Origin of the sequence: Paraconexibacter sp., assembly GCF_041602235.1 — a bacterium.
Taxonomy (GTDB): domain Bacteria; phylum Actinomycetota; class Thermoleophilia; order Solirubrobacterales; family Solirubrobacteraceae; genus Paraconexibacter.
This window is the reverse complement of the sequence record NZ_JBFIGP010000035.1, coordinates 1-23,324: the sequence shown is the minus strand read 5'-3', so window position 1 is coordinate 23,324 and position 23,324 is coordinate 1. Positions and strand designations below refer to the sequence as shown.

The 23,324-nt window shown below is 70.1% G+C and carries 23 protein-coding genes, 2 tRNA genes and 1 pseudogene; 14 read left to right on the top strand and 12 right to left on the bottom strand.

The annotated features are described in order from the left end of the window. The 4 genes and pseudogenes from ABYE80_RS04960 to ABYE80_RS04945 all read left to right on the top strand — a co-directional run. Positions 1 to 379, top strand: a pseudogene (locus ABYE80_RS04960) (hypothetical protein); the annotation flags it as partial. Then, on the top strand, positions 376 to 1,098 hold the full coding sequence (locus ABYE80_RS04955; protein WP_372789151.1) for an HAD family hydrolase: 723 nt from the start codon (positions 376 to 378) through the stop codon (positions 1,096 to 1,098). The pseudogene ABYE80_RS04960 and the gene ABYE80_RS04955, both read left to right, overlap by 4 nt. Further along, entirely contained in the window at positions 1,095 to 2,027 is a 933-nt protein-coding gene (locus ABYE80_RS04950) for a lysostaphin resistance A-like protein (RefSeq protein ID WP_372789150.1), read from the top strand. Before ABYE80_RS04955 ends, ABYE80_RS04950 begins: the two co-directional genes overlap by 4 nt. A gap of 31 nt (positions 2,028 to 2,058) precedes the next feature. Further along, positions 2,059 to 3,084, top strand: a complete 1,026-nt coding sequence (locus ABYE80_RS04945) for a L,D-transpeptidase family protein (protein ID WP_372789149.1) — start codon at positions 2,059 to 2,061, stop codon at positions 3,082 to 3,084. 21 nt (positions 3,085 to 3,105) lie between these two features. On the opposite strand, the gene ABYE80_RS04940 is transcribed toward ABYE80_RS04945, so the two are convergent. Further along, entirely contained in the window at positions 3,106 to 3,471 is a 366-nt protein-coding gene (locus tag ABYE80_RS04940) for a hypothetical protein (RefSeq protein ID WP_372789148.1), read from the bottom strand. Positions 3,472 to 3,543: 72 nt separating this feature from the next. Between ABYE80_RS04940 and pyrE the strand changes: the two genes are divergently transcribed. Next, the gene (gene pyrE, locus ABYE80_RS04935) at positions 3,544 to 4,098 is read left to right on the top strand and encodes an orotate phosphoribosyltransferase (protein ID WP_372789147.1); all 555 of its coding nucleotides are present in this window, start codon (positions 3,544 to 3,546) and stop codon (positions 4,096 to 4,098) included. A gap of 77 nt (positions 4,099 to 4,175) precedes the next feature. Here pyrE and ABYE80_RS04930 read toward each other — a convergent pair. Both ABYE80_RS04930 and ABYE80_RS04925 read right to left on the bottom strand, forming a co-directional pair. Continuing rightward, positions 4,176 to 4,246, bottom strand: a tRNA-Leu gene (locus ABYE80_RS04930). Between the two features lie 155 nt (positions 4,247 to 4,401). Further along, positions 4,402 to 4,602: a hypothetical protein gene (locus ABYE80_RS04925; protein ID WP_372789146.1), complete on the bottom strand. Its 201-nt coding sequence runs from the start codon at positions 4,600 to 4,602 to the stop codon at positions 4,402 to 4,404. A gap of 481 nt (positions 4,603 to 5,083) precedes the next feature. Between ABYE80_RS04925 and ABYE80_RS04920 the strand changes: the two genes are divergently transcribed. Then, positions 5,084 to 5,434, top strand: coding sequence for a hypothetical protein (locus tag ABYE80_RS04920; RefSeq protein ID WP_372789145.1), 351 nt, complete (start codon positions 5,084 to 5,086; stop codon positions 5,432 to 5,434). 235 nt (positions 5,435 to 5,669) lie between these two features. Here ABYE80_RS04920 and ABYE80_RS04915 read toward each other — a convergent pair whose 3' ends face one another. Both ABYE80_RS04915 and mobF read right to left on the bottom strand, forming a co-directional pair. Further along, positions 5,670 to 5,906: a helix-turn-helix domain-containing protein gene (locus ABYE80_RS04915; protein WP_372789144.1), complete on the bottom strand. Its 237-nt coding sequence runs from the start codon at positions 5,904 to 5,906 to the stop codon at positions 5,670 to 5,672. A gap of 24 nt (positions 5,907 to 5,930) precedes the next feature. Beyond that, positions 5,931 to 8,732 carry a MobF family relaxase gene (gene mobF, locus ABYE80_RS04910; protein ID WP_372789143.1) on the bottom strand — a complete coding sequence of 934 codons (2,802 nt, stop codon included), beginning with the start codon at positions 8,730 to 8,732 and terminating at the stop codon, positions 5,931 to 5,933. A gap of 872 nt (positions 8,733 to 9,604) precedes the next feature. Here mobF and ABYE80_RS04905 point away from each other — a divergent pair. Together ABYE80_RS04905 and ABYE80_RS04900 are read left to right on the top strand one after the other, a co-directional pair. Then, complete coding sequence (locus tag ABYE80_RS04905) at positions 9,605 to 11,584, top strand: amidase domain-containing protein (protein WP_372789142.1); 1,980 nt, start codon at positions 9,605 to 9,607, stop codon at positions 11,582 to 11,584. 3 nt (positions 11,585 to 11,587) lie between these two features. Further along, positions 11,588 to 12,259 carry a hypothetical protein gene (locus tag ABYE80_RS04900; protein ID WP_372789141.1) on the top strand — a complete coding sequence of 224 codons (672 nt, stop codon included), beginning with the start codon at positions 11,588 to 11,590 and terminating at the stop codon, positions 12,257 to 12,259. A gap of 232 nt (positions 12,260 to 12,491) precedes the next feature. On the opposite strand, the gene ABYE80_RS04895 is transcribed toward ABYE80_RS04900, so the two are convergent. After that, entirely contained in the window at positions 12,492 to 13,805 is a 1,314-nt protein-coding gene (locus ABYE80_RS04895) for a tyrosine-type recombinase/integrase (protein ID WP_372789140.1), read from the bottom strand. Between the two features lie 180 nt (positions 13,806 to 13,985). Beyond that, a tRNA-Arg gene (locus tag ABYE80_RS04890) sits at positions 13,986 to 14,059 on the bottom strand. A 416-nt stretch (positions 14,060 to 14,475) separates the two neighbouring features. Between ABYE80_RS04890 and ABYE80_RS04885 the strand changes: the two genes are divergently transcribed. The 5 genes from ABYE80_RS04885 to ABYE80_RS04865 all read left to right on the top strand — a co-directional run bounded on the left by ABYE80_RS04885 (position 14,476) and on the right by ABYE80_RS04865 (position 20,410). After that, positions 14,476 to 15,465 carry an ABC transporter permease gene (locus ABYE80_RS04885; protein WP_372789139.1) on the top strand — a complete coding sequence of 330 codons (990 nt, stop codon included), beginning with the start codon at positions 14,476 to 14,478 and terminating at the stop codon, positions 15,463 to 15,465. 100 nt (positions 15,466 to 15,565) lie between these two features. Further along, positions 15,566 to 17,296 (top strand): ABC transporter substrate-binding protein, encoded by a 1,731-nt coding sequence (locus ABYE80_RS04880; protein WP_372789137.1) that lies wholly within the window; start codon positions 15,566 to 15,568, stop codon positions 17,294 to 17,296. Between the two features lie 102 nt (positions 17,297 to 17,398). Then, a complete protein-coding gene (locus ABYE80_RS04875) occupies positions 17,399 to 18,355 on the top strand; it encodes an ABC transporter permease (protein ID WP_372789135.1) in 957 nt (318 codons plus the stop codon). A 1-nt stretch (position 18,356) separates the two neighbouring features. Beyond that, positions 18,357 to 19,367 carry an ABC transporter ATP-binding protein gene (locus ABYE80_RS04870; protein ID WP_372789133.1) on the top strand — a complete coding sequence of 337 codons (1,011 nt, stop codon included), beginning with the start codon at positions 18,357 to 18,359 and terminating at the stop codon, positions 19,365 to 19,367. Then, positions 19,364 to 20,410 carry an ABC transporter ATP-binding protein gene (locus ABYE80_RS04865; RefSeq protein ID WP_372789131.1) on the top strand — a complete coding sequence of 349 codons (1,047 nt, stop codon included), beginning with the start codon at positions 19,364 to 19,366 and terminating at the stop codon, positions 20,408 to 20,410. Before ABYE80_RS04870 ends, ABYE80_RS04865 begins: the two co-directional genes overlap by 4 nt. A 39-nt stretch (positions 20,411 to 20,449) precedes the next feature. Here ABYE80_RS04865 and ABYE80_RS04860 read toward each other — a convergent pair whose 3' ends face one another. The 4 genes from ABYE80_RS04860 to ABYE80_RS04845 are packed head-to-tail and all read right to left on the bottom strand — an operon-like array spanning position 20,450 to position 22,607. Beyond that, a complete protein-coding gene (locus ABYE80_RS04860; RefSeq protein WP_372789129.1) occupies positions 20,450 to 20,707 on the bottom strand; it encodes a hypothetical protein in 258 nt (85 codons plus the stop codon). Between the two features lie 50 nt (positions 20,708 to 20,757). Further along, the gene (locus ABYE80_RS04855) at positions 20,758 to 21,387 is read right to left on the bottom strand and encodes a hypothetical protein (protein ID WP_372789127.1); all 630 of its coding nucleotides are present in this window, start codon (positions 21,385 to 21,387) and stop codon (positions 20,758 to 20,760) included. Between the two features lie 39 nt (positions 21,388 to 21,426). After that, complete coding sequence (locus tag ABYE80_RS04850; protein ID WP_372789126.1) at positions 21,427 to 21,960, bottom strand: nitroreductase; 534 nt, start codon at positions 21,958 to 21,960, stop codon at positions 21,427 to 21,429. Beyond that, on the bottom strand, positions 21,957 to 22,607 hold the full coding sequence (locus ABYE80_RS04845) for a hypothetical protein (protein WP_372789124.1): 651 nt from the start codon (positions 22,605 to 22,607) through the stop codon (positions 21,957 to 21,959). The genes ABYE80_RS04850 and ABYE80_RS04845 overlap by 4 nt, the downstream gene beginning before the upstream one ends. A gap of 27 nt (positions 22,608 to 22,634) precedes the next feature. On the opposite strand from ABYE80_RS04845, the gene ABYE80_RS04840 reads away from it, so the two are divergent. Then, positions 22,635 to 22,934, top strand: coding sequence for a DUF1905 domain-containing protein (locus ABYE80_RS04840; protein ID WP_372789122.1), 300 nt, complete (start codon positions 22,635 to 22,637; stop codon positions 22,932 to 22,934). Positions 22,935 to 22,949: 15 nt separating this feature from the next. Here the strand turns inward: ABYE80_RS04840 and dtd are convergent. After that, positions 22,950 to 23,324 (bottom strand): D-aminoacyl-tRNA deacylase (gene dtd / locus ABYE80_RS04835; RefSeq protein WP_372789120.1); only part of this gene is annotated, 375 nt, incomplete at its 5' end.

Here is a 23,324-nt window from a genome sequence, read left to right as displayed (position 1 = left end):
GCTGCTCTCGGGCGCCCGGGAGCCCGTCTACTTCACGGCGTCCGGCGGCGACCCGTTCGTGGTCGCGCAGGAGAACCTCATCCTCTTCGCGTTCCTGGTGGCCTGCGTCCCGGCGATCGTCGGAGTCCTGCGGAGCCTGCCAGCCGCGTACGGCGCCTACGTCGTCGTGGCCCTCGCGCTGCCGCTCTCCACGCCGGTCGGGCCGCAGCCCCTGATGTCGATCCCGAGGTTCCTGGCCGTGCTCTTCCCCCTGTACCTGTGGGCAGGGTGGCGGCTCGCCCGCACCAGTGCCCGTCGGGCGGGGCTCCTGCTCGGGGTCTCCGGCCTGCTGCTCGCGGTGTTCAGCGCCCGTTTCGCGACCTGGCACTGGGTCGCATGACGAGCCGCCGCTACGACCTCGTGCTGCTCGATGCCCTCGGCACGATCCTCGATCTCGAACCCCCGGGGCCGCACCTGGCCGCCGCGCTGGAGCGCCGCGGAGCGCGGGTCACGCCCGACGACGCGCACGCCGCCATGGTCACGGAGATGACCTACTACCGCGCCAACTGCGACACGGCGGGGAGCCTCGAGGCGCTGGCCGGCCTGCGGGAGCGGTGCGCGCGCATCGTGGCCGACGAACTGGGAGCGCCCGTCGCGGGCCTCGGGCTGGACGAGATCGGCGCGGCGATGCTCGAGGCCCTGCGCTTCCCGCCGTTCCCCGAGGTGGAGCCGGTCCTGCGGGAGCTCGGCTCGGCCGGGGTGCGGTTGATCGTGGTGTCCAACTGGGACATCTCCCTGCACGAGGTCCTGCGACGGACCGGCCTCGAGGAGCTGATCGACGCCGCGCTGACCAGCGCCGAGAGCGGCGCGTCGAAGCCCGATCCCCTGATGCTGCACCGTGCGATGGCGATGGCGGGCGACGTGGACCCGCAGCGGACGCTGATGGTCGGCGACACCCCGCCCGACGCGCTCGCCGCGGCCGCGGCCGGCATCGACGGCGTGCTGGTCGACCGCTACGGCGTGGTCGGATCGCACCCGACGGCGCGCGTCGTCCCGGACCTCGGCGCCCTCACGGGTCTCGTGCTGGGTGGGCCCGGCTACTCTTCGCAGGACGCATGACGGATCGCAGCGACGACCCCGCCGACCCCGGCGACCGCCCGTCCGTCCCGACGTCGGGCCCACCCGGCGGGCTCGGCACCGCGCCCCCGCCCCTGCTGCCCGAGCTCCCGGAGGGCGTCGAGCCTGGGATCCAGCGGCCACGGTGGAAGCCCTGGACGGCGTTCGTCGCGCTCATCCTGGGGTTCGTCGCCGCCTCGGTCGGCTACGTGTTCATCGCCGGAGGCGTCGCCGCCTTCGGCGGCTCCTTCGAGGACCCGCCCGCCGGAGTGACCATCAGCGCGACCTACGTCCAGGACACCTGCCTGATCCTCGCCGCCGTCTTCTTCGCGGCGACGGTCGCGCGGCCGCGGCCGTGGCAGTTCGGGCTGCGGCCGGTGGGGTGGGGCGCGGCGGTCGGCTGGACCACCGCGGCGTTCTTCGGGTTCATCATTTTCAGCGCGATCTGGTCCGTGGCGTTCGACCTCGGCGACGAGGAGGACACGCTGCCGACCGAGCTCGGCGTCGACGAGTCCACCGCGGCGCTGATCGCCGTCGCCCTCCTGGTCACGGTGGTCGCGCCGATCGCCGAGGAGTTCTTCTTCCGCGGCTTCTTCTTCCGCGCCCTCGCGAACTGGCGGGGGATCTGGCCGGCGGCGGTCATCACCGGGATCACCTTCGGGGCGATCCACGCCGGCGGCTCGCCGGTCGGCTTCCTCGTCCCCCTCGGGGTGTTCGGGTTCGTGCTCTGCCTGCTGTACGCCAAGACGCAGTCGCTGTACCCGCCGATCGTGCTGCACGCGATCAACAACTCGATCGCCTTCGGCACGACGCAGGACTGGGACTGGCAGATCCCGGTGCTCCTGGCGTGCGCGCTGGCCGTGATCGCAGCGTGCGCCTTCGTGGTGCGGCGGGCGTTCGGTCCGGCCCCGCCGAGACCCCTTCCGGTCTGACGCGGCGGCGCTCGGGGTACGATCCCGCGAGATGCGTCGCTCAACTGCACTTTCCGCGTTCGGCACCCTCGCGCTCCTGGTCCCGGGGACGGCGATGGCGCAGGATCCCGCACCCGCTCCCGAGCCGGCCCCCGCGCCCGCGCCCGCCCCTGCGCCCGCGCCCGCGCCCGCGAAGGCGGTGAGCGGCGTGCTCACCATCACCCCCGAGCGGGTCGGCGGATCGCGCGCCAGCGTGCTCGCCGGCAGCCGCTGGCGCGTGCGCGGGACGCTGACGCCCTACGTCGCCGATCAGCGCGTCGCGGTCCGTTTCTATCGCGGCGGCAAGAAGATCCTCGTCAAGAACGTCCGACTGCTGCGCAGCCGCACCGGCAAGAGCGGCTACTTCCTCGTCTCGTTCAGGACCAAGACGCCGGGGCGCGTCACGGTACGCGCGACCCACCGCGCGACACCGGAGCTGAAGACGGCGATCGCGAAGGCCCGCACGGTCGACGTGCTCCCGCTCCGTGCGTCCGCGGGCTCGCGCGGCCAGGCCGTCCGCGTCCTGCAGCAGCGCCTGTCGAGGCTCGGGTACGTGGTCGGGCGCCGTGGCGTGTTCGACGCCCGCACGGGTCGCGCCGTCATGGCCTTCCGCAAGGTCGTGGGCATGGCGCGCAACGAGCGCGCGGACCGCGAGGTGTTCCGCCGGCTTGCCGCGGGGCAGGGGCGCTTCCGGGTGCGCTACCCGTCGCACGGTCGTCATGTCGAGGCGGACATCTCCCGGCAGGTGCTCGCCCTGATCGGCCCGAACGGGAAGGTCGAGCGGATCTACCCGACCAGCACCGGGGCGCCGGCGACGCCGACGATCCTCGGCAGCTTCCGCGTGTACCGCAAGGACTTCGGGACGAACGCCCTGGGCATGGTCCACTCGTCGTACTTCATCCGCGGGTACGCGATCCACGGGTACCGGTCGGTGCCTCCGTACAACGCCAGCCACGGGTGCCTGCGTGTGCCGATCCCCGACGCGAACTCGATCTTCCGCTGGATCCGGTACGGCACCCGCGTGGACACCTACCGGTAGGAACCGGCGCGGGGTCGACGCTCAGGCCCGGCCGCGGCCGTACCGGGCCAGGGTGCCGAGCCCGAGGCCGTAGACGGCGAGCGCGATGAGGGCGGGGACTCCACGCCGCACCCACGCCGTGGAGCTGTCGTCGGTCAGGCCGGCGAACGGGGCCAGCAGCACGTCGTTGACGTCGTCGATCGCCTCGCGGACGTCGCCGTGGGCCTTCTCGCGGGCCCGCTCCTGGCTCGGGTCGGGTGACGCGGTGGTCGCGGCCTCGCGGCCCTCGATCTGGGCGGCGCTCTGGGCGCTGGCCTCGCGTGTCTCGTCGACGACGAACAGCGCGAAGCCCGCCAGGACGGCGAGGCTGAGGATGATGGAGAGGGCGCGCAGCGGTCCTTCGAGCACGGTCGTCGTCCTTCGTGACGGAGACATCGACCCGGACCGCGACGTGCGGCCGAGCAGCGATAGCGTAGGCGCATGGATGCCCGGGATCGTCTGATCGTCGAGTTGCGCGAGCACGCGCTGGTCCTGGGCGAGGTCGTCCTCTCGAGCGGCGCGACCGCCCAGTACTACGTCGACGCCAAGCGGGCGACGCTCCGTCCGGCCGGTTTCCTCGCGATGGGCGAGCTCGTTGCGCGCTACGCGCGGGAGTGGGACGCGACGGCCGTCGGCGGCCTCACGATGGGGGCCGATCCCGTCGCCTGCGCGGCGCTGGCCGGAGGAGCCGAGGTCAAGGCGTTCTTCATCCGCAAGGACAGCAAGGCCCACGGGTTGCAGCGCCGTATCGAGGGTCCCTTCCTGGACGGCGAGGACCGCTGTCTCGTCGTCGAGGACGTCGTGACCAGCGGCGGGTCCACGATCCAGGCGATCGAGGCGCTGCGGGCCGAAGGGCGTCGGATCGTCGGCGTCGTGAGCGTCCTGGACCGGCTCGCCGGCGGCGGCGAGCGCATCGTCGAGGCTGCCGGTGGAGCGCCCTACGTCGCGCTGACGACGATCGACGACATCTACCCGGACCGGCCCGACCGCGCCTGACCGCCGCTGGTTGCTCGGGGCGCGCCGGAGCCGTCCCATCGGGCGCGATGGCCGCCGCGCCGGCGCGCGGGCCATGCCCCGAGCAGGATTCGAACCTGCGGCCTACCGCTTAGGAGTGCGACCTAGCGCCATCTGGTTGCCTCGGGTTGTCTCGAAACCTCTTGAACAAGGGGTTTTCGGAACGAGCTTCCAGCTCCGATGCGGGAACAGGCTGGAGAACAAGACCGCTAGGGAACAAGCTGGGGAACAAGATTTGCGTGTTCAGCGGGGAGATTGTCGACGTATAACGGCCCGGCGGATGCGTCAGACACGGTCGTCGCGAACGTCCTGTAGGGCCACCGTGCCGACGCCTGAACGCGGGCCCGCGGGCGGGCCGATCTCGGCCAGCACGTCGGCGATGTTCCACGTGCGCAGTCGCAGCTTGCCCGCGCGAGCGAGCGCGATCTCGTCGGCCGAATACGTGGGCGGTTGCTGCTGTGTTGGCTGTGACGCCCTGTCCCTCACAGTACCGCCGCGCTCTTTAGGGATTGGCGTGCGACCAGTAGTGGAGCGTTGCGTTGCGGGATTCGGCGAAGCCCGGTGGCGACGGTAAGATCAAGCCGTGTCCGTCAAGGAGAGCTGCGGCAGGTTGTTTCTCAGATGACCGAGGAGGAGGCCGCCTAGACGCTTGCGCTCGTGGCTGCCGCTCGTGCTGGGGCCACGCCGGTTGACATGTACGGGACGGCTTGGGGCCACGTGCTCGACGGCATTGATCCGTCGGTGCTCTCTGTCGAGGGTGACGCGTCGATCATGGTTCCCGACGGGATTCCCCGCGTAGCGTGATCCTCGGCGAGCTGGCGGTGCGAGCCGCCACGGACGCCGACCTGCCGGCACTTGCCGCCTTCGCGTGCAGCGCTGGCGATCCCTGGGAGGAGTTGGTTCAAGAGCAGATCCGTGGACCACTGCCGCGTCGGTATCTCGGTGCTGCTTCACGGTCGACGGCCGGTTGCTCCTCGCGCACTCCTCGGGTGGCGCGCTCCTTGCCGTCGCCGCCCATCACATCGAGCCCACGCTCGTGCCCGACGTCGGGTACACCGAGGTCGTGGCCGTTGCGCTGTCGGCCCGCGGCACGCTGCTCGCCCTGCCGAGCGGTGACCGGGTCTCGCTCGGGCAGTTCATGCTCCTAACGGTGTTCCGGCAGATGCGCGAACTCGGGCGGCACTGCCGCACCTTCGTTCGGGTGGATCGCCGGAACCTTCGTAGCCTCGCGCTCTGCGATCGCGTCGGACTGCGTCATGTCGTCGACGACCCGAGCGACCCCACGCTCGTGCAGCGCTGGGGCACGTTGCCGGAGTAGCGGAAGGTCTTCGCGCTGGCCGTCTCTCACCGCTCGCGGTTGCTCGAGCACCCACGCATCGGGGTCGGTGCGCAGGAACCTCAGGTTCTTGCCGATGTGGGGATGCGGTTCGTCCCGGGCGGCCTCGTAGGCCCAGGACGGCCTTGACCGCGAGCGCCTACCGGTTCGGCATGTGACGAGGGGGCGGACCACGCGCGGCGCCACGCGTCAGACCGAAGCGCGTCCCCGCTCTCCGTCATTCGCCGGCGCGTTGCTTCGCTACCCATGCTTCGAGGTCGCTGCGCAGGAAGCGGATGTGGCGTCCGACGTGGATGTGTGGGAGGCGGCCGTCGCGGGTGGCTTCGTAGATCCAGGAGACACGGACGGCGAGCAGCTGGGCGGCGTCGGCGGCGGTCAGGAGCGGTTCCTGGAGGCTGGGTCTGGTGAGCTCGAGTTGGAGTTGGCCGTTGAGCGGGCGGGTGGTGATGGCCATTGCGGGTCTCCTTCGGGGAACGGGTTAGAGGCCGAGGTCCGGGCCGCCGCCGAGGGCGTCGGCGAGGTCTCGCGCGGGGCGGACGTTCAGCGGTCTGGTGTCGCGGTCGGTGGGGAGGTCACGGAGGGGGGCGGCGGCGGGGAGGACCTGGGGTGGGCCGATGGCCGGCCGCTCGCGTAGCGACTTGTCGGTCTCGGCGAGGGCGTGCTGGCAGTGGTCGCGCTGGCGCTCGACGGTCTCGAGATCACGGTCGATCGCGGCGAGGGCGCCGCGGCGAAACCTGGCGGTCCGCTCGCGTTGCTGGTGCAGCGCGTCGCGGCGTCGGTCGAGTTCGTCGAGGCGGTGCTGGTCGCGGTCGCGGCGGTCCAGGCGAGGGTCGCGGTGGTGGTGGGTGAGGGCGAGGTGTTCGGCGCGGCTGCCGTCGAGCGTGCGCACGACCTGCGCGGCGGCGTCCCGGTCGGTGTGCAGCGGGGCGGGCGCTTCGTTGAGGAACTGGGGGCTGGCGGAGAGGTAGAAGCGGCTCTCGTAGCGGTGGCGGCTGAGGGCGGTGTAGCCCCATTCGCGGTAGAGCTCGTCGGAGCCCAGGACGTAGGCGCGGTCGACGGTGGCGCCCTGGGCACGGTGGGCGGTGAGTGCGTAGCCGTGGTCGAGGTGCCCGTCGAGCGCGTAGCGGGCGGGCAGCTTGACGTCGCGGCCGTCGTCCAAACGGACGGTGAGCGTGCCGTGGTCGGCGTGGGTGAGGACGCCGGTGTGGCCGTTGTGGACGGCGAGGCGGCGGTCGTTGTGGGTGGCGATGACGCGGTCACCGATCGCAAAGGCGCGGTGTTCGGTCTGCAGGACGTCGTCCGATCCGATGCGGTGGTCGGCGCGCATGAGCGTGCGGGCGCGCTGGTTGAGGTCGGCGACGTCGGCGCGGCGGTTGGCGATCATGAGCGCGTGCTCGCCGGGATTCTGGGCGGCCTGCCACCAGTCGCTGACCAGGGCGGCGCGGGCGGCGGTGGCGGTCGGGGACAGGACGAGGCGACCCTGGCGCAGGTAGCTGCGGGCGAACTGCTCGAGGTCGCCGTGGCGGAGCTCCGCGAGCGCCTGGCGGTCCCATTCATCGCGCTGGCGGCGAACCTCGGTGAGCGTCGCGCCGGGTTGCTGGCGGGCGAGGGCGCGGAACGCACCGCCGGCCTCGATCTCCGGGAGCTGGCGGTCGTCGCCGACGAGGATCAGTCGCACGTCGGCGTGGGCGGCGGCGTCGGCGAGCGCGGCGAGGTCGCGCGTGCCGACCATGCCGGCCTCGTCGACGATCAGGACCGAACCAGGTTGCAGGTAGGTGCCGCGGTCCAGGGCGTGGCGCAGGCGGGCGATCGTGGTGGCGTTGACCGCGGCCTGTTCGCGCAGCTCGCACGCCGCCCGCGCCGACAGCGCGCAGCCCAGCACGGTGACGCCGCTGCGCTCCCATGCTTCGCGGGCGGCGTCCAGTGCGAACGTCTTGCCCGTTCCGGCGGGCGCGAGCACGACCTGCACGTCGCCCGGCCGGCCGGTGAGCTGCTCGACCAGGCGGCACTGGTCCGGGCTCAGCGAGGGCCGCCGCGCGAGCGCTTGGGCGATCGCCGTCGGTGTCGCCGTGGCCGATCTTCCGTCGCTGCGGCTGCGCGCGCCCGCGAGGAGGTTGGCCTCGAGCTCGAGGAGTTCGCGCGTGCTGTAGCGACCGTCAGTCAGTCGCACGACGTCGCGGTGGGCGAGCAGCGCGTCGGCTCGGGCCTCGATCGGGGCGGCGCGGTCGCCGTGGCGGGCGTGCTCGGCCAGCGCGCGGATGACGTCGCGACGGTCGAACGTCGAGGAACGGGCGGTCAGCCCGTCGGCGCTGAGCAGCCGCCGCACCTCGCGCGCGTGGTCGAGCTCGGTGAGGGCCGGCGCCGGCTCGCGGGCGCACACCAGATCCCGCAGCTCCTCGTGGTCGAGGCCGTGGGCGGCGGCGCGTTGGCGCCACGCGTCGCGCTGGCCCCGCTGTGGAGCGGGCGCTGCCTTGTGGCGGCGGGTGTCGAGCGCGGCGATCTGCGCTGCGCGGGCGCTGTGCTCGCCGCGCTCGCGCATGGTCTGCAGGATCGCCGCGCGCCGCTGCGAGAACAGCTCGACGATCTCGCGACGGATGCCCGTGATGTCAGCGGCGCCGTTGTGGACAGGCTCCCAGCTCACCCCGAGGCGGTCGGTCAGCTCGGCGCGCAGCGACGCCTGGTAGACGTAGCCGGCGGTCTTGGCGTGCGCATAGATCGCGCGCCCGTACAGGGCGGTGCGACGCCCGTCGGGCCCGAGCGCATGGTTGGCCACCACGACGTGCGTGTGCAACAAGGGATCGCCGTCGCGAGAGGTGCGGTGGCGAAACGCGGCGGCGACGAACCCCTGTCCACGCAGCTGGATCCGGCCGCCGGGACCGCGACGCACGATGCACGCGTTGCGCTCCAGGTAGCCCAGCGCGTCGCGCACCGCCGCCTCGTGCCCATCGCGCACCTCGGCGGAAAGGTCGCGGTCCGCGATCCCGAACAGCACACCGACGCTCTTGGGCGCCTTGAACGTGAGATCGAAGCCGGCGACCGCACCGGGCCGCAGGGGCCGCCCGAGCGGGTCGCCCGTCAACGGGTGCTGCGCGGCCAGCAGCCGCAGCAGCTCGTCGTCCTGGACACGCCCGGCGAGCCCGAGACGCTGTGCCCCGGTGCCAACCCACACACCGGGCGCTTCGCCCTCCCCGGCGTAGTAGTCCTCCAGGCCGCTGGCGACCTGCCGCACGTAGTAGCGACCTGTGTCCGGTCCCGCACCGAGCTTGCCGAGCGTCAGCATCCTGACCCTAGGTCGCGCGAACCGGCCACGACTACCCCCTGAGTTGCATCGCGCTGTCGGCGAACTCGACGGGCTCGAGGCCACGGGACCGGCGGGATCGCGGGTGAGGTTCGCGGTGAGCGGAAAGGCGCGCCATCTACCTGGGATGTCGCCCCGGTCGCCGACCACCCTCGCGGTTCCTTGCGCGCCTGCAGCCGCAGCGAGCGAAATCGAGACAACCCGACCGAACACGACGGTCGGGACCGAGAGGTGACCATGCTGGCGAATGGCCGCATGCCCCTCAGTCGCGCCAGCCACGATTAACCCCCCGGTGAGTTGCGCACCCGGCGCGGCAGAGGGCCTGCGCTGGCGGGCTCGCTCGCCGGGTGAAAGTCTGTGCCTGGCCGTCTGGGCCTGCGGGCGCGTGTCGGGCGTCGGGCCGTATGGGACGGTGAGGCGCGGCGTGTGGTCGGGTAGGCGTCGGGCGGCTTCGGCCATGCCGAGAGCTATGACGGAGGAGATCGGAGCGCGAGCGCGAGGACGTCGAGGAGCCCGAGCGCGTGCCGATCCCGCTGAGCGCCACCGCGATTCCGCCGATGGCGGCCGCGCTGCGTGAGCACGATTGCTCTCGCTATACCGCCGAGCATCGGGTCTGCGGCCGTCCGCTCGTCAGACCCTGCCGGATGCATCCCTACGTGAGCGCGATCGAGCTTTCGCGTAGGACATGCCGACAGACGACTCAGCGTGCTGGTGGACGCTGCATCAGCAAGGCGCGGCCTAGTGGCGGTCTCCAGCATCTGGACGTGTGTCGTACTTGGTCTTGACGAGTTGATTCACTTCTCGACCGCGACGGAGCGCATGAGGCGCTTTGTATCGACTGAGGAAGAGGTCACGTGCGTCGGACGATGATCATGGCGTGCGTCTTCGGCTGCATGGCGGCAGCCCAGGGCGCCCCATCGGCTTGGGCAGTTTCCGCTCCGGCGGCTGAGGATCGTCAGGCGCTGGAAGCGCTCTACGATCACGATTGGTCAGCCGTCGGCGAGACGTCCGCGGTCGAGGCGGCGATCGCCGAGGGTTCGGTGCCCGTCCTGCCGGATCTGGAGGTACCCGCCGACACGACCGCAGCCGCTCTTCCCGCGGTGATCGGTGAGGACGCCGCCGCCGAGCTTCGGCGCGGCGTGCACATCAACACCGGTGCGGCGGGGCTTCGGGGCACAGTGCTCGGAGCGCCCGGCACGTCGCTTTATTTCGGGCAGGTCTTCGCGCTTCGCTATGGCAAGCTTGTCGGATGCAACGTCGAGCTCTTCTCGGACACGCCGCGACCGACGCGGTACATCCATTACGGCTTGGCTCTGCAGTGCAACGCAGGGATCGACGGCTGGGGCATCGCCCACCTCGGCGAAGCGGCTCCACGGCCGCTCACGCCCCTTGACGCGGGCCACATGTTCAACGTCGCGGGATCACCGGATCCCAACCGACTGCAGACGTTCTACTACGTCGAGGACTTCACCCGGAGTCTGCCGGCGCCGTACACCGGCGAGGAGCAGCTTGAGCAGATCTACTCCTTTTTCACTTTGACGGTCGCTGGGCGCGCTGGAACGGACGGCTGGCTCACTCATCCCGTCTCGACCGGCGAGACCGCAGAGTGCAACGGCCAGCTGACGCTTCGCCTGACCTGTGGGGTCGTCAGCAAGCCATTCGCTTTCATCCCAGGGGATTCGGTTCGCTGCGACACGGACGGCGCGGTCTGCGAGTCCGTGGCCGTACTTACTAGCGGCGGACCGCGGATACAGGTCAGCGGGCGTTTGCGAGATCTCGCCGAGAAGCAGCTGTACGCGGACGACTACGGGCTAGTAGTTGATGCCCAGCCCCGATCTGGGGCGCTCGGCATCCTCGCCGGCGTTCGCAGTATCACGGTGAGGGTCGACGGCTATGTCGTGCACAACCCGCAGCAACTCTGCCTCGGATGCGGCATGAGGACATCGTGGTCGTTCCCATCTCGAGCCTTCGCTGCCGGGCCGCATGTCATCGAGGTCGAGGTCACCGACGAACTCGGTGGAATGGCCACTGAACGGTGGTCGGTCGAGCGATCCGATTGGGATCCGCTGCCCTACGAGCACCAGTTCATCGCCGATGCGCGAGAATTTAGGCAGGACTTCGCTCTACGGGCGGACGATGCCTGGATTGAGTACACCATCCATGAGACGTCCTTGGTCCCATCGCGCAAGCGGTACAACTTCCCAATTACCGCCGAGGAAGAGCAGCAGCTCGACGCGCGGGACACGAGCGACGTGGCCGTGGAGTCGGGGACCACGACGCGCTCGTCCGCCACTGCCGCAGGGAGTGGCGGGTTCAACAGAGCGGGGACTGTGAGCTTTGCGGAGTACTGGTGGGACAAGAACCGCGGGCGTCCCTTCCAGCGGTTTGAGGGCACGAACTGCACGAACTTCGTGAGTCAGGCATGGCACAACGGTGGCGGCATGCCGATGACAAAGGGTTGGTACATCAAGCGCAAGAACACTCCTCTCAACCCCTTCGACAGTAATCGTTCATGGTCGCACTCGTGGTCTGTGGTCTCGGATTTCGCCAACTACATGACCGAACACCTCCGGGTGGCGACCAAGGTGAATGCGCGGCCTTCGCTGCCGTACCACCCAGGCGGAGCCGGCGATGTCGTCATGTACGACCACGGGCGGGGCGACGGCTTCAGCCACCTCGCCCTTGCGATCGGAACTCGAGGCACGGACAGTGATCGCATCGCGCAGCACTCGACGGACCGATTCAGCGCGATCTGGAACCTCGATTGGGCCTTCGAGCGTAACAAGCGATTCAAGGCCCGTAAGCGCACCATCATCATCCGTCACAAGGGCTGACCAATGAAGATCAAGACTCGTGTGAACGCGGCCAGCCTAGCCGTTCTAGCGACCAGCGTAGCTGCGATAGGCGCCGCGCACGCGGCGGGGCTCACCCTTTCCCCCGACAAGCAGGCGGTCGTCGACTCTGCGACGGAGGTCAGCGGGCCTGTCGTAGATCCGTCACGCTCATACAAGCGACTTTCTGGATCGACGGCGCGCGGGGCGGCAACCGAGGTTAACGACCTCAAGCAGCGCGTAGTGTCGCTCTTGGAGCGCGATCGGGACCTCATGCGTCCGTCGGCGGTCTCGCCGACGCTGAAGACCGACCTGAGCAAGATCTACGGAGTGGCTGTTCTCGAGGACGTAGTGGCGGAGACAACGGCAGCGATCGAGACCGCGGCCGCGGATCCGAGCTTTCCGCAGTACTCCGATCACGAATTCCAGGTCGACAAGTGGGAGGAGGTACTTATTTCAACGCCCGTGACAGCGGACATCACGGTGACGGCCAGGGAACGCTGGCTGGACCAGGCCTCGGGACAGTGGACGACCGATCCGCCGCTTCAGTACCAATTGACCCTGGTCAAGGAGCTCGATCAGTGGAAACTGTTGGACGAGGCGGCCTTCGATCCTGCAGAGGCGCCGGCCATCGATGGCGCCGAGTCGCCGCCGACCGGTGAAGTGCGCATGCCATGAGGAGCCCCCTCTTCCTCTCGATCACTGGCTTCGTCTTGCTGTTTCTAACCGCGGCTGCCCTTGCGCCGTCGTCGTGCGCGGATTATCCCGACGGGCGGCGGTGCGATGGACTCATCTACGTCCTAGTTGTCCTGGCAGGCGTAGCTCTGCTCGTTACCGGCATGTTGGCTGCTCGTTGGCTCTGGAGTGCACGTCGTCATCGATCGACTCGAGTGGACTGATGGACTCCCGGTCAAGCGGGACGCTGCCGCTCGGTCGTGCCGGATGTCGTTTCGACGCGGTCGGTGCGCCGTCCGCCCGGCGCCCCACGATCTTCCGCAAACGCTGCCGACAACCGCCGCGCAGCATCGTGGCGAGGCACGTGGTGCACGTACCGCATGGTCGTGCCGATGTCGCTGTGTCCCATGTACGCCTGGACCTCGACGAGGTCGAAGGCGCGTACGGCGATCGTGCCGAAGGTGTGTCGGAGGTCGTGGACGGTCATCGGGTTCTCGGGCTTCTCGCGTAGGTGCCCGAACCCGGCGGCGAGAAGGCCTCGGTAGAACGCGTCGCGCAGCTTGCCGCTCTGGATCATCCCGTCAGCGGTGGTGCTCAGGACGAGATCGTCGGGCCCGGTCGGCAGGCCGGCGTTCTCGCGCTGGTCCTTCACGCGCGCGAGTACCGTCGCTGCCTGGTCCATGATCGGAACCGACCGGGCCTTGGTCGACTTCGGTGCCTTGACGCCTGCCGCCGCTGGCGCGCTGGCCGGAGCGTTGCGGCGGACGAGCAGGACCTCGCCGAGGAGGTCGACGTCGCGCCAGCGCAATGCGCGGAGCTCGCCCACGCGAAGGCCGGTGTAGGCCGCGAGGCGGACGGCGTCTGCGGCGGTCGCCCGCGTGGCGCGCATCAGGGCGAGTGCCCGCTCGTCGGTCTTGTCGCTGGCGCGGTAGCGCGGGAGTTCGGCGTCGGTGATCGCCTCGACGGCGCGCGCGACCGCTTCGACCTCGGACGGCTCGAGGACGTTGAAGTCCGCGGGTGGCGGCGGCTGACCGATGATGGACACGGTGCCGTCGGAGAACGGGGTCGACGAGAGCCAGCCGAGCGATGCCGCGTGCGCGAGGATCGCGCGCAGCGTGATCATGTGATGGCGCACGGTCCAGCGCTGAAGCTCGCGCGCGAGGAGCTTGCGCTGGAGCTGGTTGCAGGCGGCGGCGTCCACCTTCCGCAGCGGTGTCTCCGGCGCGATCACGCGCCCGATCACCGACGCTGAGGAGCGGTAGCCGCGGAGCGTCGTCGGCGCGATCTCGCGCCCGCGGCGACCGCCGACCGTGGCGACGTGCTCGAGCCACGTATCGGTTGCGTCCCCGAGGGTGCGCGCCGAGCCCGCTCGGCTCTTCGCGCGAGGCTTCGCGCGCTCCGCGGCGAGCAGGTCAGCGAGGCGATCGCGTGCCGCTCCAGGGGTCAGGTGACCATCCGGGCAATGGCCGTCGGCGGCCCGCCAGATCGGGGCACCCCGAGCGGTCTTGCGGCCGGTGTCCTTGACCCCACGCCGGGCCGAGCACGACACGGGTCTTTGACCCGTTCGCGCGGATGTAGCTGGCGACGTAGACACGACCGTTCCTGCGCGTCTCGACGCGCGTGTGCCCGGTGATGTCACGCAGCGCCATGGGCACATAGGGAACAAGATCCGGGAACAAGAAGCAACCGATTCGACGGTTCGGCGGCCGAAAAGCCCCTATTCATCGAGTGCCCCGAGCAGGATTCGAACCTGCGGCCTACCGCTTAGGAGGCGGTCGCTCTATCCACCTGAGCTATCGGGGCCTGCGGGCAGGGTACGACGCCGGGACGTCTCGCGTCCGGTCGCCGGGAGCGGTCCGCCGTGCGTCGCGTCCGGGTCACGCGCAGGCGGGGGCGCGAACCACGACGAGCATTGCATTCAGGCGCATCCGCGGTCGGCGGCGGACACGGAGTGGACAACCCCTTCGACACACCGGCGCACCGCGCCGATCGGCTCTGGACGGGTCGGCCAACAGATCGGGGTTATCACGCCCAAGGCTCGGGTAACCGGTGTGCAATTCGGGTGCACGAGGCACCCAAACGGAGTACGCTCGCCGCTCGGTCGGGGTGTACGACCGTCACGGAGCCAGCAGGGTCGTGACGGATTCCGGTCGAGGACAACAGCTGCGAGGAGAAGTGCACATCACCACCGTCGATGACACGACGCGGGGGTACACGGGATGAGTTCGCCCGGCGCCCCCGAGACGCTTGACCCGGGTGCGGACAGCGAGGGCCTCGCCCCGGCCGAGTCCGGTTCGGACATCGCTGCCCGCTCTCCGCTGGAGCTCTTCTGGCGGCGCCTGCGTCGCGACAAGGTCGCCCTGACGGCCCTGGGCGTCGTCGGGTTCGTGGTGCTCGTGGCGATCTTCGCGCCGCTGATCGTGAAGCTGTTCGGCACACCGGGTCCGAACGTGCAGAACCCCGACCTGCTGGACGACTTCGGGCTGCCGTCCGGCCCCTCGTCGGACAACCCCATGGGCGTGGACGAGCGCGGTCGGGACGTGTTCTCCCGCGTGGTCTACGGATCGCGGCTCTCGCTGGAGGTCGCGTTCATCGCCACGGGCATCACGGTGGTGATCGGCGTGACGCTCGGGATGATCGCCGGGTTCTACCGCGGCTGGGTCGACACCCTGCTGGCTCGCACGATGGATCTCATGCTCGCCTTCCCGGTCCTGGTCCTGGCGATCGGCGTCGGCGTCGCGTGCTCCGGCCGTGAAGGATGCCTCGGCGGTGCGATCCAGCCGGGGCGGGGCGTGGTGATCTTCGTGATCAGCGTGGCCTCGTGGCCGTACATGGCGCGGATCATCCGCGGGCAGGTGCTCTCCCTGCGCGAGCGCGAGTTCGTCGAGGCCGCCAGGTCCCTCGGCGCCTCCAACACGCGGATCATCTTCCGCGAGATCCTCCCGAACCTGATCGCGCCGATCATCGTCTACTCGACGATCCTGATCCCGCAGAACATCCTGTTCGAGGCGGCCCTCTCGTTCCTCGGCGTCGGCGTCGACGTGAACACCCCCAGCTGGGGGCAGATGATCGCCTCGGCCACCGGGATCTTCGACATCGCCTGGTGGTTCATGGTGTTCCCCGGCCTGGCCCTGGTCACCACGGTGCTCGCCTTCAACATCGTGGGCGACGGTCTCCAGGACGCCCTCAACCCGCGCACCTCCAAGTGATGGCGATGCGCGACCCCATCTTCTGTTCCGTGTTCGTTCCCCGTTCGCTCCGAAAGGACAAACCATGACCAGGAGTCGTCTGCGATTCCTCCTACTGGCGATGTTCGCCATCTCCGCATTCGCCTTTGCCGCGTGCGGCGATGACGACTCCGACAAGAAGTCCTCGTCCGGCGCCGCGACAGAAGACGTCGCCAAGGTCGATGAGGGCAAGAAGGGCGGCAAGCTGATCGAGCTGGCCGCCAGCGACGTCGATTACCTGGACCCGGGTCACAGCTACTACCAGTTCGGGTTCCAGACGATCTACGCGATGCACAAGACCCTGTACGGGTTCTCACCGGACGACGGGGAGAAGGCCAAGCCGGACCTCGCCGCGAGCGACCCGGAGATCTCGGCCGACAAGAAGACGGTCACGGTCAAGCTGCGTCAGGGCGTGAAGTTCGCCCCGCCGGTCAACCGCGAGGTGACCTCCAAGGACGTCAAGTACGCGATCGAGCGGTTCTTCACCGTCAACGTCGGTGGCCAGTACACGGCCTACTTCAACGCGATCGACGGAGCTCCGAAGGAGAACAGCAAGGAGTTCAAGACGTTCCCCGGCATCGAGACGCCTGACGACTACACCCTCGTCTTCAAGCTGACCAAGCCGGTCGGCGTGTCCTTCGCGGCCGCGCTGGTGATGCCGATCACCGCTCCGGTGCCCGAGGAGTTCGCCAAGAAGCACGACGAGAAGAACCCCTCGACGTACAACACGCACGTCGTCGCCACGGGTCCGTACATGATCCCCAACGACGCCGACGGCAAGCTCACCGGCTACAGCGCCGGCAAGAGCATCAAGCTCGTGCGCAACCCGAACTGGGACGAGAAGCTGGACTTCAAGCCGGCCTACCTCGACGAGATCGACATCCGCACCAACGCCTCGGACGCCAACGTGGCGGCCAAGCAGGTGCTCGACGGGTCGCACATGATCCTCGACACCAACCCGCCGGCGCAGATCCTGCCCCGGCTCCCGCGGCAGTACAAGGACCAGTTCACCCAGGTTCCGTCGGGTGGCTACCGGTACTTCCCGCTGAACACGCAGATCCCGCCGTTCGACGACCTGAACGTCCGCAAGGCAGTCCTGGCGGCGTTCGATCGCGAGGCGGCGGTCAAGGCGCGCGGCGGCGAGTTCGTCGGTGACGTCGCCACCCACATCCTCCCGCCCGGGTTCCCGGGCTTCGAGGAGGCCGGTGGGATGGAGACCGACCTGGACTACATGAAGAACCCGCGTGGGGACATGGACGTCGCCGCCAAGTACATGAAGGCGGCGGGCTACGCCTCCGGCAAGTACGAGGGTGACGACGAGGTGTTCATGGTCACGGCCAACGCCGACCCGGGCAAGGCCCAGGCGGAGGTCGCCAAGGCACAGCTGGAGAAGCTCGGCTTCAAGGTGACGTTCCGTACGGTGCCGCAGGACGCGGTGTACACCGAGTGGTGCCAGGTGCCCGCCAAGAAGGTCAACGTGTGCGGCAGCGCCGGCTGGTTCAAGGACTTCGCTGACGCGGAGTCGATGCTGGTGCCGACGTTCAAGGGCTCCGAGATCCGCAAGGACGGCGGGAACAACAACCTCGGTCAGCTCGACGACCCGGCCATCGACAAGGCCATGGACGAGGCTGCGCTGCTCGAGGGCGACGCACGCAACGCCGCATGGGGCAACGTCGACAAGATGATCATGGCCCAGGCCCCCGTCGTCCCGTTCATCTGGGACAAGACGACGCTGATCTGGTCCAAGGACGTCAACGGTCTCGGCAACCCCTACAACTCGCTCGTGGACCTCACGTTCACGTCGCTGAAGTAGGACCGCCGACGATCACACGATCGACCTGACCGCCAGGACCCGTCCCCGTCGCCAGCGCGCGGCGGGGGCGGGGGGCGGCCACCGTCACCGATCAGGAACCCCGTGGGCCCCTTCATCATCCGCAGACTCCTCTGGACCGTCCTGCTGCTGATCCTCATCAGCGGCATCACGTTCTTCATCTTCTACGAGCTCCCGACCGCCGACCCGGCTGCGCTGCGCGCCGGTCGCTCGCCCTCCCCGGAGACGCTCGCGCTGATCCGCGAGCAGCTCGGGCTCGACAAGGCGTGGTACTCCCAGCTCTGGACGTTCCTCTCCGACCTGTTCTTCCACTTCGACTTCGGCACGTCGTACGTCAACGACCTGCCCGTCCGCGAGCAGCTGTTCGAGCGGATCCCGGCCACCGGGTTCCTCGTCCTCGGCGCCGCGGTCGTGTGGGTCGTCGTCGGCGTCTCGATCGGCATCGTCAGCGCGGTCTTCCGCGGCACCGTCTGGGACCGCCTGCTCATGGGCGGCGCGCTGCTTGCCATCTCCGCGCCCGTCTACTGGCTCGGCCTCGTCGCGCTGTACCTGTTCAGCGACGACATCGGCAAGTTCGGGATCCTGCCGGGCTCCGGCTCCTACCAGGACGCCGACGGGTTCTTCGAGAAGGGCCACGCGCTGGTGATGCCGTGGTTCGTGCTGTCGATGGCGTTCGCGGCGATCTACGCCCGGCTGCTGCGAGCCAACCTGCTCGAGACCCTCAGCGAGGACTACATCCGCACCGCGCGCGCCAAGGGCCTGAGCGAGCGGCGCGTCGTGCTCCGGCACGCGATCCGCTCCGCGGTCACGCCGATCGTCACCGTGCTCGGCCTGGACATCGGCATCCTCTTCGGCGGGGCGATCCTCACCGAGACCGTGTTCAACATCCCCGGGGTCGGTCGCTACGCGTTCGACGCCATCGAGCGCGGCGACCTCGCCACCATCCAGGGCACCACCGTCTTCCTCGCGCTGGGCGTCGCCGTCATGAGCCTCATCGTGGACGTCATCTACGCGTACCTCGACCCGAGAGTGAGGTACTGACGTGGCGCTGCTCGAGGTCCGCAACCTCTCCGTCCAGTTCGAGACCGACGACGGCGTCGTCCAGGCGGTCGACGGCATCTCCTACTCGGTCGACCAGGGCCAGGCGCTGGGCATCGTGGGCGAGTCGGGGTCCGGCAAGTCCGTCTCGTCGCTCACGGTCATGGGTCTGACCCGTGCGCGCAACGCCCGCATCTCCGGCGAGATCCACTTCGACGGCAAGGACCTCCTCGCCGCCTCGGCCGAGGACCTGCGTCAGATCCGCGGCAACGAGATCGCGATGATCTTCCAGGATCCGCTGTCGTCCCTGCACCCCTTCTACAAGATCGGCAAGCAGCTGGTGGAAGCGGTGCAGGTCCACCAGGACATGACCAAGGCGCAGGCGCGCGACCGGGCGATCGAGATGCTCGGACTCGTCGGGATCCCCGACCCCCGCAAGCGGATCGACTCCTACCCGCACGAGTTCTCGGGCGGCATGCGCCAGCGCGTGATGATCGCGATGGCCCTGATCAACGACCCGAAGCTGCTCATCGCCGACGAGCCGACGACGGCCCTCGACGTGACCGTGCAGGCCCAGATCCTCGACCTGATCCAGCGCCTGCAGTCCGAGCTGGGCACCGCCGTCGTGATGATCACCCACGATCTCGGGGTGGTGGCCGAGGTGGCCGATGACATCGCCGTCATGTATGCCGGGCGGATCATCGAGAAGGCCACCAAGGAGACGATCTTCGCCAAGCCGCAGCACCCGTACACGTGGGGGCTGCTGAAGTCGATCCCGCGCCTCGACACGCCGCGCGACCAGGAGCTCGTCCCGATCGCCGGGCGGCCGCCGTCACTCATCGTCAAGCCCCAGGGCTGCTCCTTCCACCCGCGCTGCCCCTACCGGCACGACGCGTGCCTGCCGCAGGACCCGCCCCTGGAGCCGGTGCCGCAGGACCCAGGCCACGGCGTCGCGTGCGTCCTCGCGCACGACCGGCGCGAGCAGATCTGGGCCGAGCTGAGGAGCCACGCATGAGCACTCCGTCCCAGGAGCAGGCGCGCCCCCCGCTGGTCGAGGTGCGCGACCTCGTCAAGCACTTCCCGATCCGGGAGGGCATCGTCATCCAGCGCCAGGTCGGCGCGGTCCAGGCGGTCGACGGCGTGTCCTTCGACGTCCTGGAAGGGGAGACGCTCGGCCTCGTCGGCGAGTCCGGCTGCGGCAAGTCGACCACCGCCCGCCTGATCACCCGGCTGCTCGATCCCACGAGCGGGTCGATCCGGTACCGGGGCACCGACATCGCCACGATGTCGCGTCGCCAGCTGAAGCCGCTGCGTCGAGAGATGCAGATGATCTTCCAGGACCCGTACTCGTCCCTGAACCCGCGCAAGACGGTCGGCACCATCATCGGCGAGCCGTTCGTGATCCACGGCGTGGAGAAGGACGACAAGCGGCGCAAGGCGCGGGTCCAGGGTCTCATGGAGACGGTGGGCCTGAACCCCGAGCACTACAACCGCCTGCCGCACGAGTTCTCCGGCGGGCAGCGCCAGCGCATCGGCGTGGCCCGCGCGATCGCGCTCGAGCCCAAGCTGATCGTGGCGGACGAGCCGGTGTCGGCGCTCGACGTGTCGATCCAGGCGCAGGTCCTCAACCTCCTCCGCGACCTCCAGCGGGAGATGGGGCTGACGATCATCTTCATCGCGCACGACCTCAGCGTCGTGCGGCACATGTGCGACAGGGTCGCGGTGATGTACCTCGGCAAGGTGGTCGAGCTCGCGACCAGCGAGCAGCTCTACTCGAACCCGCAGCACCCGTACACCGGCGCGCTGCTCAGCGCCGTTCCGGTGCCCGACCCCATCCTGGCCGCGGCCAAGACGCGCCAGGTCCTCACGGGCGACGTCCCGTCGCCGACGAACCCGCCACGTGCCTGCCGGTTCCACACGCGCTGCCCGAAGGCCGTCGCCGGCACGTGCGATGTCACCGAGCCGCTGCTGGAGCCCAAGGAGCGGGGCGGCGAGGCCGCGTGTCACTTCCCGCTGAGCAGCTCCGAGGTGGCCGAGGCGGTCCCCACCGCACGGTAGCCGCGCTGTCGCGGCCGCTGCGGCCGCCGCGCCGCGCCGCTAGTGCTCCTGGTCGCGACCCTGGCGCAGCAGTTCGCCCTCCATGCCGATGCGCGTGCCCTGCACGACGCATCCGAGCGTCACCGCGGCGAGCGCGCCGGCGAGCACGACGCTCAGGAAGGCCAGCGGGATGGCGACGAGCAGCGCGAGGATGCCGCGGAAGTACCAGGCCCTGGCGTCGCGGAAGATCTCCTGGATGCGCTCGTCCGTGGCCTGCTGACGCTGCGCGGCGCGTCCGCGCTCCCGATCCGGTGCCATGCCGGCAAGTCTGCCGCAGACGGAGCCCGTCGGGGCCGGAGTCCGTCGGCTCAGCGCTTCCAGAAGCTCGTGCGGCCCATCGCTCCGGCCTTGGTCATGCCGATGTGGATGTGGTCCATGTGGGCGATCGTGGGGTTGACCCGCTTGCGGCGCCGCTTGCGGTCGCGGCTGTAGCAGGGCCCGTACCGGCTGAACTCCTCGCTGCCCGCGCTCCAGTACGAGCAGTCCCAGATCAGCTCCTGCACCCCCATGCGGCGGGCGAGGGCGTGCGGGGTGCCGGTGCTGTCCGGGGCCAGCAGCAGCCGGATCAGCCGCTTGCCCGCTGCCCGCTCGCGGGCGTCGCGGCTGTCGAGATGCCAGTCGATCGCGCGCCCCTCGGCATGCAGCGAGGCGCTCCCGCGCCCCCACCGCTCGCAGCGGTAGGTGCCCCAGCTCACCCCGGCCGCGTTGCGGTCCAGCCACCGCAGCATGCGCTCCACTCCGGGCCGGCGGATCCGCAGGCAGCGCGTGGCCCGGTCGTACACCTCGGTGTCCGGCTCCCGGTGCGCCAGCGCCTGGGCCGGGTTGCCCCGGATGGGGCCGGAGCGATCGCCGAGGCGGAACGCCGACGCGGACGAGGCCACCACGAGGAGGACGGCGAGCGCGACGAGGACGGGAGGGGCGGTGAGCGACCGGACCATACGGCCCACGTCGGAACGCCGACGACGGACCGTGAGCGGCTAGTCCAACCAGTGGACGATCTGCGGCAGCGGCGCGCGCTCCGGGACCCGCTGCTCCTGCCGGGGCTCGCCGAGATGCAGGAGGCCGAGCGGGTGCTCGTCGCGCTGCAGCCCGAGCGCCGCCCGTCCCTCGGCGGTGCGCAGGACCGCGGGCGTGCGCCAGTAGCCGGCGAGCCCGCGGGCGTGGGCGCCCAGCAGCACGAGGTAGGCGGCCACGGCACTCGAGCACAGGTCCTCCTCGTCGGCGACCGGGTCCTCGGGCGTCCGCACGTACGACACCACGACCAGCGTGGGGGCGCGGTCGAGCTTCGACGCGGACCCGGGCGCTCCCGCCTCGGCCGCGTCCTTCAGCCGCTCGAGCGCGGCGGGGCCGAGCACCCGGAAGCGCCACGGGTTCGTGAGGTGGTGGTTGGGGGCCCAGGTCGCGAGCTCGAGCAGCTCCGCGAGCGTGTCCCGGTCGACGGACCGGGCGCCGAACGCCTTGTGGGTCCTGCGCGACCGGACGGCGACATCGACGTCCATCGTCGGGCTCACGCCGCCTCGCCGGCGTCCTCGCCCTCGTCGTCCTCGTACAGGGACTCGCGGGCCAGCTCCGTCCCGCGGGAGTCGAAGAGCTTGATGTCCAGGAAGTCGCCGCGGTAGGCGTCCGGGGCGAGCAGCGTGAACGTGCCGTCGACGAGCAGGCACTGGTCGACCGCGAGGTCCGCGAGCTCCGCCGTCACCACCGCGCCCCCGTCCTTGAGGGGGCGGCCCCAGACGAGCGTCATCGCGGCGACGTTGTTCTCCTCCCCGCGCCAGCCGCCGATGACCTCCTCGCACAGGTCGAGCTGCCAGTCGGGATTGGACTCGGCGACCTCGGCCGTGTAGTCGGCGCTGGAGAAGAACGACGAGGGCTCCTCGCCCTTCTCGGTCGCCGGCAGGTAGCTCACGTAGCCGTAGAGCTCGTAGCCGCCGGTGGTCCGGACCGTGGCGGGCACGTAGGTGCGGCCGTTCCAGGTGCGGTCGGGGAACCAGTCGATGGCGCCGGTGGTCTCGCCGAGGTCCTCGCCGTCGCCGTCGTCGATCCGGGCGCAGGCACCGAGGAACTCGGCCTTCAACCGGTCGGCCCAGCGCCCGTAGGGCAGCTGCTCCTGCGGAGGCTCGGCGGCGAAGCGGGGGACGAAGCGGTCAACGGGCGGCATGATGCCGGGGAGTCTAGTCTCGCCGCCGTGTCCTTCACGTTCACGTTCAGCGAGGCCATCTGGCAGCACGACGGCCCGTCCGGATGGCACTTCGTCACGGTGCCGGCCCCCGTGGTCGACGAGATCCGGGCCCGGACCGCCGGGAACGGTCGGCCGTTCGGCATGGTCGCCGTCCGCGCCACGATCGGGGCCACGACGTGGTCGACGACCCTCTTCGCGGACACCGCGCGGGACGCCTACCTCCTCCCGGTGAAAGCGCAGGTACGTCGCCGCGAGGACGTGGGCGACGGGGACGTGGTCGAGGTGACGATCGCGTCGGCCTCCTGAGGGGCGGCCCCCCGCTCAGTCCCCTCGCGGCGGGACCTCCACCATCACCGTCACGGGCCCGTCGTTGACGAGCTCGACCTCCATGTGCGCGCCGAAGACGCCGCGCTGCGCGTCGAGGGCGGCGCAGAAGCGCTCGTAGAGCGGCTCGGCCACCTCGGGGCGTGCCGCCGCGACGTAGCTGGGCCGTGTCCCCTTGCTGGTGTCGGCGTACAGCGTGAACTGGCTCACGCACAGGACCGCACGTTCGCCGACCGGCTCGTTCATGCGGCCGTCGGCGTCGGGGAACACGCGCAGCGCACCGACCTTCTGCGCGAGCCGGTCGCAGCTCGTCGTGTCGTCCCCGTGCGTCACCCCGAGCAGCACCACCAGGCCGGGGCCGATCTCGCCGGT

What these genes read in the sequence shown, in the direction of transcription:
- ABYE80_RS04955 (WP_372789151.1), top strand. Translation starts at nt 376, where the DNA reads ATGACGAGCCGCCGCTACGACCTCGTGCTGCTCGATGCCCTCGGCACG.
- ABYE80_RS04950 (WP_372789150.1), top strand. Translation starts at nt 1,095, where the DNA reads ATGACGGATCGCAGCGACGACCCCGCCGACCCCGGCGACCGCCCGTCC.
- ABYE80_RS04945 (WP_372789149.1), top strand. Translation starts at nt 2,059, where the DNA reads ATGCGTCGCTCAACTGCACTTTCCGCGTTCGGCACCCTCGCGCTCCTG.
- pyrE (WP_372789147.1), top strand. Translation starts at nt 3,544, where the DNA reads ATGGATGCCCGGGATCGTCTGATCGTCGAGTTGCGCGAGCACGCGCTG.
- ABYE80_RS04915 (WP_372789144.1), bottom strand. Translation starts at nt 5,906, where the DNA reads ATGGCCATCACCACCCGCCCGCTCAACGGCCAACTCCAACTCGAGCTC.
- mobF (WP_372789143.1), bottom strand. Translation starts at nt 8,732, where the DNA reads ATGCTGACGCTCGGCAAGCTCGGTGCGGGACCGGACACAGGTCGCTAC.
- ABYE80_RS04900 (WP_372789141.1), top strand. Translation starts at nt 11,588, where the DNA reads ATGAAGATCAAGACTCGTGTGAACGCGGCCAGCCTAGCCGTTCTAGCG.
- ABYE80_RS04885 (WP_372789139.1), top strand. Translation starts at nt 14,476, where the DNA reads ATGAGTTCGCCCGGCGCCCCCGAGACGCTTGACCCGGGTGCGGACAGC.
- ABYE80_RS04880 (WP_372789137.1), top strand. Translation starts at nt 15,566, where the DNA reads ATGTTCGCCATCTCCGCATTCGCCTTTGCCGCGTGCGGCGATGACGAC.
- ABYE80_RS04865 (WP_372789131.1), top strand. Translation starts at nt 19,364, where the DNA reads ATGAGCACTCCGTCCCAGGAGCAGGCGCGCCCCCCGCTGGTCGAGGTG.
- ABYE80_RS04860 (WP_372789129.1), bottom strand. Translation starts at nt 20,707, where the DNA reads ATGGCACCGGATCGGGAGCGCGGACGCGCCGCGCAGCGTCAGCAGGCC.
- ABYE80_RS04855 (WP_372789127.1), bottom strand. Translation starts at nt 21,387, where the DNA reads ATGGTCCGGTCGCTCACCGCCCCTCCCGTCCTCGTCGCGCTCGCCGTC.
- ABYE80_RS04845 (WP_372789124.1), bottom strand. Translation starts at nt 22,607, where the DNA reads ATGCCGCCCGTTGACCGCTTCGTCCCCCGCTTCGCCGCCGAGCCTCCG.